Here is an 8296-nt window from a genome sequence, read left to right on the forward strand (position 1 = left end):
GACTCAGGTAAAAGAATAGTTGCTTGCTGCAGTGAGTCTAATCGTTCATTGATGTAAGGTGGCCGAAGATTTTCTAGAGTAATTGTTAAGTCTAGAGCCCTCTCATACAGTTCAAATGTGGATAGAATTTCGTAGTTTGAGAGCTTATTTTGTAAATGATCATATACAGATCTATCTAGAATGCCGGTACTATCAAGTTCTGCCAAGCGCTGGCTAAGTTGTTCTTCTACGTCTCCAAGATTAGTTATCCCCACACCGTGATGCTCTCCAAAAGATTCAGTAAAAACTCCCTGAACACTCTCGACTATAAGTGCTTCAAAGTCTTCACCATTTAAGCCATGTGCCGCTTCAAGTTCTCGAAAAAAGACTTCCTTCTTTTCAGCGGACAACCCATCTGTTGTCGATACTCCATAAGTCTCTTCAAACTCAGTGATAAATTCCATCAAGAAACTTGGTAGACGAGATAAAATACTTGCTGCTAGCGCGGAATCCTCAGTTGAAAGCTCTACATCTACATACTGTTCAGGCAAATAGCTGCCACTATTTTCTTCTAATGCATGTTCAGCGACTGCTGCCAAGAGCATGGATTTACGATCGGTCACTCCCTACTCAATCTCAATCAGTAGCCATTGACGAAATCGTTCTGAGATTAATTCTGCCTGATACAGATTATTCGTAATCTCTATCAGAGCATTGGGAGTATCTACAGCTAGTGAGCCACTATTTGCCAGCTGCTCACCGAAGATTTGAATATTAATATCCGACGGTTTATCCCAATTTTCTTCAGCCTCTGCAACACGAACAAATTCACCTTCATTGCTAAAAACCAGCATCAGATTGTCGGCACCCTGCTGGGGTGAAACTCTGTACTGAGCACTAGTAGCATGGTTGTACCATCCGTGCAGATAATCTCGCTTTTCTAGCGGACGTCCCATGCCTTGTACTGAAAAGTTATAGCGTCTACCGCCTTCAACAACCCAGTTCAAATCATAAAAATCAAGCTGCCAAACAGTGATATCTCGACCAAAATTATGGTAATTCGAGCCTGTAGCATTGGGATAGGTAACTCGGCTCAGCTCAATATTGGAATTATTGATCACACTTGAACCTTTGGTTAGCTCTCCCAAAGCTATTACTGACAAAGGTTCAGCAGCTGGCAAGCCACCCAGCAATCTCACCTCACTAAACCAGTCACCCACTTCACCGGGTTCAGCCGGGAGATCGTCTTCTCGATAGCCCAGCACTACCCATGTGCGAATATGATCAATGCGATAGCGTTCTCCAAGTTCACCAATGGAAAAGTCGTCACCATAAAAATTTTGATTATCAAAGCCTGCGGCCCAACGGACATTACTACGCCCTTCTCCAGCCTCATTGTTAATGTGCTTGAAAGGTAATCCTCGATCAAACAATAGCTCTGCACGGGCAGATTGAGCTATCGATAAGACAAGTAACACTATCACACTCGCAAGCTTCATAACTCTAGCTCTATTGAGAATCTACCCCAATAATGGCACATCTTCTTTGAGCTAGCACTATCGGAAACTTCTAATATCCGCCCAAAATTCCCTTGCGTTTTGCCTGGCGCTCAGCCCAGCCAAACACCAGTAAACCAATCCCAAAATAGGCCGCACCATTAATTAGGGCAATACCAAGCAAAGATATATCCAATCCTTCTCCACGAGCCATCAGATCGCGCAGTAACCCTGTGCTTGGCAACATCGGCAAGAAATTTGCAACTATCCGAGCACGACCGCTCCATTCTTCAGTGGGGGCTGCCAGGAGGAACAATAAAGCAAACTGAAAGATTGGCAAAATCTGTTGCACACGCTTAAAAACCAATGCGCAGGACCCCATAACAAAAGCAAGACCGTAGGCTGCCATCAACAGTGTGAGCAATGGAAAAACTAGTCCTAACGGAAACGATAGTTGGCTGCCGGTAATGCTCATCAGGATAAACAGGATGAGGACAATGATGGTCATTCGTAGGGCTAGACTTGCGATCGCACGTGCAAAAAAGATTGTCGGGGCCGCAAAGGGTGACAGAAAAATCTGCTCTAGAGTCCCGGTCTGAGCCTCAGCCTGAATATTAAACGCAATGTCATTGACGATATATAGCGCCAGCGTCCACAACACATAGCCCACCACGACAGAATCTAGACGATCACCAAAGTTGATCGCCGGACCTGCCATGTATTGTGCACTCACAAACAGACCGTAAAAAACGGTGGTGATAATAATTATCCCGCCAATGATCTCACTGGGGTAACGAATGAATTGAATCCACGTTCGTTTTAATTCGCCAATAAGTAGGTTAAACATGCAGAATCTATATGGGATAGGCATTTCTACATGATGACGGATAATGAAATTTAGCCCAAGGATTGAGTTGAATCGTCAGTTTGGGAACTGGTAGTCGATAAGAAGATGCTTCGAGATCGCATCATATTGGACACCTGACCGTCCTAACCATTCCACAATCTTACCTAAAGCAATACATAGCACCCTATTACCCGTACTATCATCCCTATGGTTGACCTTCATTCGGAGGATGCAGCCCTGCCAATAGAAGCAGTCGCCGCAAGTTGATGACACCGGGGCGGTTGAGCTTTAATGCTTCTATCGTTGCCCGCCCAATAGCGGTTAACCCAAGCCCGTTAAGGTAGTCGGCACTCCAACCAAAATGATTTGACCAGGGCTGCTGACGCGGATGAAATAGGGCAACTCTAGTCTGACTTGCCGGGTCAATGGCATCCACTTTGGTGTATTTATGACCATTGCAGCCACCGCAGGCCAAGGCGAGATTCGTTAGGGCTGTTTCTCCGCCTGTAGATACCGGAATAATGTGTTCCATGACAAAGGGTTGTGAGGCGTAGTCCATAGAGCTTTTGCAATATTCTCACCGTCGCTTGGCCCGTTCGATGATCTGGCGCTGCTGTTCTGCAGAAATATAGACGCTAGGCATGAACCGGAGGGGGCTCAATGTCTAGCTGGGCCATGAGATCGGGCAGGGATACCTGACGCAACTGAGCCAGGGTCATCAGGGCTTCCAGGCGTTTGGCGTCGGCCTGCTCAACGGTGTCAATCAGGGTCAGTAGGTTCTGGTGTTCGTCTATGGAAATGGTTTCTGCTTGTAATTTTGCCTGTAACTGGTCGTAGCGCTGTTGGATTTCTGGTGGTAAGCCCTGGTTAATTTGTTGGAGTAGTTCAGTTTCTTGGACTGGCAGGCTACTCACTCTACGCTGGGCCAGCAGCTGGGTAACTTGCTCAGTAAAGCGTTCCAGATCAGGCGTTTCAAGCTGAGCAACACCAACCAGGAGCTGATCCAGGTCAATGTTGATTTGGGAGGTGACTTGAACCGATGTCATGGGCTGAAATTTTGACAGAACGTTTTGTTTACACCTCAAGCCAAGTGATCCAGAACCCGAAATTAATTTCAAAGCTACTTTTGATGATATCTATGATCGTGCTGGATATAGCTTCCATATTAATTATCAGCCACCAACCAAACCAGCTTTAAAAAAGGAAACCAGCAATGGGCTATTGAGAATTAGTGGTGAAATAGCCGGTGCGTTGATGTGAGCCTTTTGGCGGATTTTAAGTTAATCCTTCGGAAAAATATCAACTTTAGTTGAATTTTTTGCAGAGAATCACAGCTAGAGTCTGACTGTGGGAATAGTCTGTATTTGAGTACAAGCAAACCCTGGGCAAACCAGTATGCAACCAGAGCAAAAGGCACGACAAACCATAGACGCCCTGCTGATAGCGGCAGGCTGGCAAGTGCAGGACTACCTCAGTCTGAACCTGGGGGCTGGTGTGGGTGTAGCTGTTCGGGAATATCCGCTGGCCACGGGGGGCTTTGCCGATTACCTGCTGTTTGTAAACCGCAAGGCCGTTGGGGTGATTGAGGCCAAGAGTGAAGGGACTACATTGGGCGGTGTAGCAGAACAGTCGGCAGACTATTTGGAGGGCATTCCTCCTCGACTGCGGTATGACCGCCAGCTGTCTCCCTTTGCCTACGAAAGTACAGGCACTGAAACGTTTTTTCGGGATGCGCGAGACCCAGACTATCGTTCTCGGCGAGTGTTTGCCTTTCATAAACCGGAAACCTTGGGGGAATGGCTGGCCCAAGCAGATACGTTACGATCTCGACTGCGCCAGTTGCCCTCACTGATGACCGATGGTCTGCGGGATTGCCAGATTGAGGCCATTACCAACCTGGAGCAGTCCTTTGCCCGGTCTCGGCCCAGGGCCTTAATCCAGATGGCGACGGGAAGCGGTAAGACCTACACGGCGGTGAGCTTTGTCTATCGTCTGATTAAGTTTGCTGGAGCCAAGCGCATCTTGTTTCTGGTGGATCGGGGGAACCTGTCCCGGCAGGCTTTTAAGGAATTTCAGCAGTATGTGCCGCCGGATGATGGGCGCAAGTTTACGGACCTGTACAACGTGCAGCGGATGACCACCAACAGCTTGGATCGGGTGAGTAAGGTGTGTATTACGACGATTCAGCGGCTGTACTCCATGCTGCGGGGCGAGGCAGAACTGGATGAATCGTTAGAAGAACAATCGCTATTTGAGACGGGTATGGACTTGGAACCGCCCAGGGAGGTGAGCTACAACCCTCACTTTCCCATTGAGGACTTTGATTTCATCATTACCGATGAGTGCCACCGTTCGATCTATAACCTGTGGCGGCAGGTGCTGGAATATTACGATGCGTTTTTGATAGGTTTAACGGCAACACCCTCGAAGCAAACCTTTGGCTTTTTTAATCAGAATCTGGTGATGGAGTATGGCCATGAGCGGGCCGTGGCCGATGGGGTGAATGTGCCCTACGATGTCTATCCCATTCGTACCCGGATTACGGAGCAGGGTAGTACGGTGGAAGCGGGCTTTTTGGTGGATAAGCGCAATCGCAAGACCCGTGCTGTGCGCTGGGAGACGCTGGATGAAGACCTTAGCTATACCGGCAAAAAGCTAGATCGGGATGTGGTGGCCATTGACCAGATCCGTACGGTGATTCGCACGTTTCGAGATCGGCTCCCCATGGAAATTTTCCCCGGTCGCACGGAGGTACCCAAAACCCTAATCTTTGCCAAGAATGATGCCCACGCGGAGGACATTCTGGAGATGGTGCGCCAGGAGTTTGATAAGGGCAATGATTTTTGTAAAAAGATTACCTACCAGGTCAAAAAGGCAGAAGACCTGATCAATCAGTTTCGCAACAGTTACAATCCGCGCATTGCGGTCACGGTGGATATGGTGTCTACCGGGACGGATATTAAACCCCTGGAATGTTTGCTGTTTATGCGGGATGTGAAGTCGCGCAATTTCTTTGACCAGATGAAGGGCCGAGGCACCCGCACCATTTCCGATACGGACTTTCAGGCGATAACCCAAGGGGCTCAGCATAAGACCCACTTTGTGATTGTGGATGCGGTGGGGGTATGCGATCGCGATAAAACCGATTCTCGACCGTTGGAGCGCAAGCGCTCGGTCCCCTTTGACAAGCTGATGCTGGGGGTAGCCCAGGGCCAGCAGGATTGCGATCTCATCGTTTCTTTAGCAGGACGACTGGCCCGGTTAGATCGCAAGCTGTCCGATGCAGACCGCAGCCGGATTGAGGCCACAGCGGGGCAGCCCCTAAAGCAGATTATCAATGGTCTATTGGATGCAACGGACCCGGATCTGCAAATTGAACGGGCCAAAACCCAGTTTCAGACGGAATCGCCATCGGAGGCTGAGCAGGATCAGGCGGCAGAGATACTGGCGGAGGAAGCCTGTTTGCCCTTTGATTCGCCGGAGCTGCGTCAGCTATTAAAAGAACTACAGTCCGATGCGGAGCAAACCATTGACCGGGTCAGTGCGGATGAGCTGATTTCTGCCGGGTTTGATGCGGCGGCACGGGAGCGGGCGGAGTCGTTGGTGCAGAACTGGCGGCAGTTTATTGAGGACAATAAGGACGAGATTACCGCACTGCAGATTTTGTATAACTTGCCCTATGGTCAGCGACAGCTTTCCTATGATCAGATTCGGCAGCTGGCAGAGGCGATTCAGAAACCGCCTTATCGGTTTAGGGCAGATCAGCTATGGCAGGCCTATGAGCAGCTGGAGGTATCGAAAGTTAAAGGTCGCCCGGAGAAAATTTTGACCAACCTGATTTCTCTGGTACGCTTTGCTATTGGCGAAACAGATGTACTGGAACCGTTTGCGGAGGTGGTAAATCGGCGATTTGAGACGTGGTTGGCTCAGCAGGATGGGTTGGGGCGAGGGTTTTCGCCCGAGCAGCGGGAATGGCTGGTGATGATCCGGGATCATATTGCGACGAGTTTGGAGATTGGGTCGGAGGATTTTGAGGATGTGCCGTTTAATCAGAAAGGGGGCCCTTTGAAGGCGGTGCAATTGTTTGGGACAGAGTTACCCACGATTCTGACAGAATTGAATCAGATACTAGCGGCATAGCTGGGTAGTGTAGAACAGTCAGACGATGAAAGAACAACAGCGGTTAGCGTTGACATCTGAATATTTAGAGACTGTCTTAGAACGGATTGAAACAGTTTTAGAGACAGTGGCTAAGCATGACCGAGCCTCGTTTTTAGCCGATCCGTTGATCTCGTCCGCAGTGGAGTTTAAGCTGTCTCGGTTAGCTGTGGAGTTAGAGCGAGTCTCTGAATATTTCAGGCAAAGCTGTCCAGCAGTAGATTGGCAGACGTCGATTGACTTCGGTAATCGTTTGGTAGACGAGTATTATGCGGTGACAACTGATCGGGTGTGGGATTTTGTGCACAACACGATACCCGACTTAAAGGCTCAGCTGATGGGGATATTGCCCCAGATGGATGATTTTGTGGGTGCAGGGTTAGAGAAATTATCTGAAAAGGAAACAACTATTTCAGTGCAGCCAGCAGCTTACAAATTGGATGATATTAAAGCGATGTTGCTGCTGCGGAAGCCTAAGATTCGAGAGAAGTACCATATTGCTGAGCTGGGAATTTTTGGGTCCTATGTGCGCGGAGAGCAAACAGCAGCAAGCGACCTGGATATTTTGATCGAGCGGCCTGCAGGGTTGAGTTTGTTTCAGCTGTTGGAACTGGGCGATCAGCTAAGTGATGAGCTGGGTGTGAAGGTAGACCTGGTAACGAAGCAAGGGTTGAAGCCAAAGGTGAAAGAGCGGGTGCTGGCTGAGGTGGTATACGTATGACCCAGCGGGAGTTATCTGAGTTTTTGAATGATATTTTGAAAGCGCTGGGGGCCATTGAGCGATTGAGTGCTGGGTTATCGTTGGCAGATTTTGCTGAAGCCGAAGATGAACAACTTTTGATTTTGAAAAATATTGAGATTATTGGCGAAGCGGTGAAAAGTATTCCCCAGGAGATTAGAGAGCAGTATGATCAGATTCCTTGAAAACAGATTGTTGGTATGCGGGATCGTTTGGTGCATCAATATTGGAATGTGGATGTGGAGCTGGTTTGGGATACGATGCAAACGGATTTACCGGTGTTGAAGGCGGTTATTACTCAAATCAGAGAAGACTATAACACTTAGGTTTGCATAACATGGATTTTATTGAGATTTTGTCGGAGTTGAATGAGGTGTTAGTTGCTTAATGGGAGAGTATGAAAATCTGCCCAAGTTACCAAGAGGATGGGGATGGGCAACAGTAAAACAGCTTGCATCTACACAGCCTCGCTCTATTCAAAGTGGACCTTTTGGTAGTAACTTAAAACACTCCGAATTCCAAGACGTAGGCATTTTAGCTATTGGTATTGATAACGTTCTAAATGGTCAGTTTTTCAAAGGGAAACAGAACAGAATTAGTCATGAAAAATATGTGACGTTAGAGAAATATACAGCGCGACCTCTAGATGTGCTGATCACTGTAATGGCAACAGTAGGTCGCTGTTGTGTGGTTCCTGAAGATATAGAGACAGCCATCATTACTAAGCATGTTTATAGAATCACCGTCAATCAAGAGATTATCTATCCTTACTATTTAATGTTTGCCTTACTGGGAGGGCAAACGGTTAAAGATCAAATTAAGGGACAAACTAGAGGACAAACTCGACCAGGTATTAATGGAACGATTTTAAAGAATATTTCGATTCCCATCCCTCCCCTCACAGAACAACATCGCATCGTCAACAAAATCGAGGAACTTTTCACCCAACTGGATGCCGGGGTTGACTTGCTGAAAAAGCTCAAGCTCAAACTAAAACGCTACCGTCAGGCAGTGCTAAAGGCGGCGGTGGAGGGCAAGCTGACCCAAGACTGGCGTGCAGCCCACCAGGATGAGTTA

7 protein-coding genes and 3 pseudogenes are annotated in these 8296 nt (G+C 48.0%); 5 read left to right on the top strand and 5 right to left on the bottom strand.

Annotated features, from left to right (window positions below; all coding sequences use genetic code 11):
• The 5 genes and pseudogenes from DXZ20_RS10295 to DXZ20_RS10315 all read right to left on the bottom strand — a co-directional run.
• On the bottom strand, positions 1–602 hold a 602-nt coding region (locus DXZ20_RS10295), incomplete at its 3' end, for a hypothetical protein (RefSeq protein WP_250565708.1).
• 3 nt (positions 603–605) lie between these two features.
• Positions 606–1478, bottom strand: a complete 873-nt coding sequence (locus DXZ20_RS10300) for a hypothetical protein (RefSeq protein ID WP_163697993.1) — start codon at positions 1476–1478, stop codon at positions 606–608.
• A gap of 70 nt (positions 1479–1548) precedes the next feature.
• A complete protein-coding gene (locus DXZ20_RS10305) occupies positions 1549–2322 on the bottom strand; it encodes an ABC transporter permease (RefSeq protein WP_163697995.1) in 774 nt (257 codons plus the stop codon).
• 205 nt (positions 2323–2527) lie between these two features.
• Positions 2528–2887 (bottom strand): annotated as a pseudogene (locus DXZ20_RS10310) (HNH endonuclease); the annotation flags it as partial.
• Between the two features lie 70 nt (positions 2888–2957).
• A complete protein-coding gene (locus DXZ20_RS10315; RefSeq protein WP_163669711.1) occupies positions 2958–3368 on the bottom strand; it encodes an STAS/SEC14 domain-containing protein in 411 nt (136 codons plus the stop codon).
• A gap of 31 nt (positions 3369–3399) precedes the next feature.
• On the opposite strand from DXZ20_RS10315, the pseudogene DXZ20_RS10320 reads away from it, so the two are divergent.
• The 5 genes and pseudogenes from DXZ20_RS10320 to DXZ20_RS10340 form a co-directional block, all read left to right on the top strand.
• A pseudogene (locus tag DXZ20_RS10320) lies at positions 3400–3582 on the top strand (DUF4058 family protein); the annotation flags it as partial.
• 135 nt (positions 3583–3717) lie between these two features.
• Complete coding sequence (locus DXZ20_RS10325) at positions 3718–6462, top strand: type I restriction endonuclease subunit R (RefSeq protein ID WP_163697997.1); 2745 nt, start codon at positions 3718–3720, stop codon at positions 6460–6462.
• 25 nt (positions 6463–6487) lie between these two features.
• On the top strand, positions 6488–7201 hold the full coding sequence (locus DXZ20_RS38480) for a nucleotidyltransferase domain-containing protein (protein ID WP_163697999.1): 714 nt from the start codon (positions 6488–6490) through the stop codon (positions 7199–7201).
• Positions 7198–7545, top strand: a pseudogene (locus DXZ20_RS10335) (HepT-like ribonuclease domain-containing protein). The gene DXZ20_RS38480 and the pseudogene DXZ20_RS10335 overlap by 4 nt, the downstream one beginning before the upstream one ends.
• Positions 7546–7606: 61 nt before the next feature.
• Positions 7607–8296, top strand: a 690-nt coding sequence (locus DXZ20_RS10340) for a restriction endonuclease subunit S (RefSeq protein ID WP_250565709.1), incomplete at its 3' end; no start/stop codon positions are given.

It is taken from the genome of Adonisia turfae CCMR0081 (genome assembly GCF_011009555.1).
In the GTDB taxonomy this organism is placed as follows: Bacteria; Cyanobacteriota; Cyanobacteriia; order Phormidesmidales; family Phormidesmidaceae; genus Leptothoe; species Leptothoe turfae.

Excerpts from the sequence above, each read along its gene's own strand:
- DXZ20_RS10325 (WP_163697997.1), top strand. The coding sequence starts at position 3,718 with ATGCAACCAGAGCAAAAGGCACGACAAACCATAGACGCCCTGCTGATA.
- DXZ20_RS38480 (WP_163697999.1), top strand. The coding sequence starts at position 6,488 with ATGAAAGAACAACAGCGGTTAGCGTTGACATCTGAATATTTAGAGACT.
- DXZ20_RS10305 (WP_163697995.1), bottom strand. The coding sequence starts at position 2,322 with ATGTTTAACCTACTTATTGGCGAATTAAAACGAACGTGGATTCAATTC.
- DXZ20_RS10315 (WP_163669711.1), bottom strand. The coding sequence starts at position 3,368 with ATGACATCGGTTCAAGTCACCTCCCAAATCAACATTGACCTGGATCAG.
- DXZ20_RS10300 (WP_163697993.1), bottom strand. The coding sequence starts at position 1,478 with ATGAAGCTTGCGAGTGTGATAGTGTTACTTGTCTTATCGATAGCTCAA.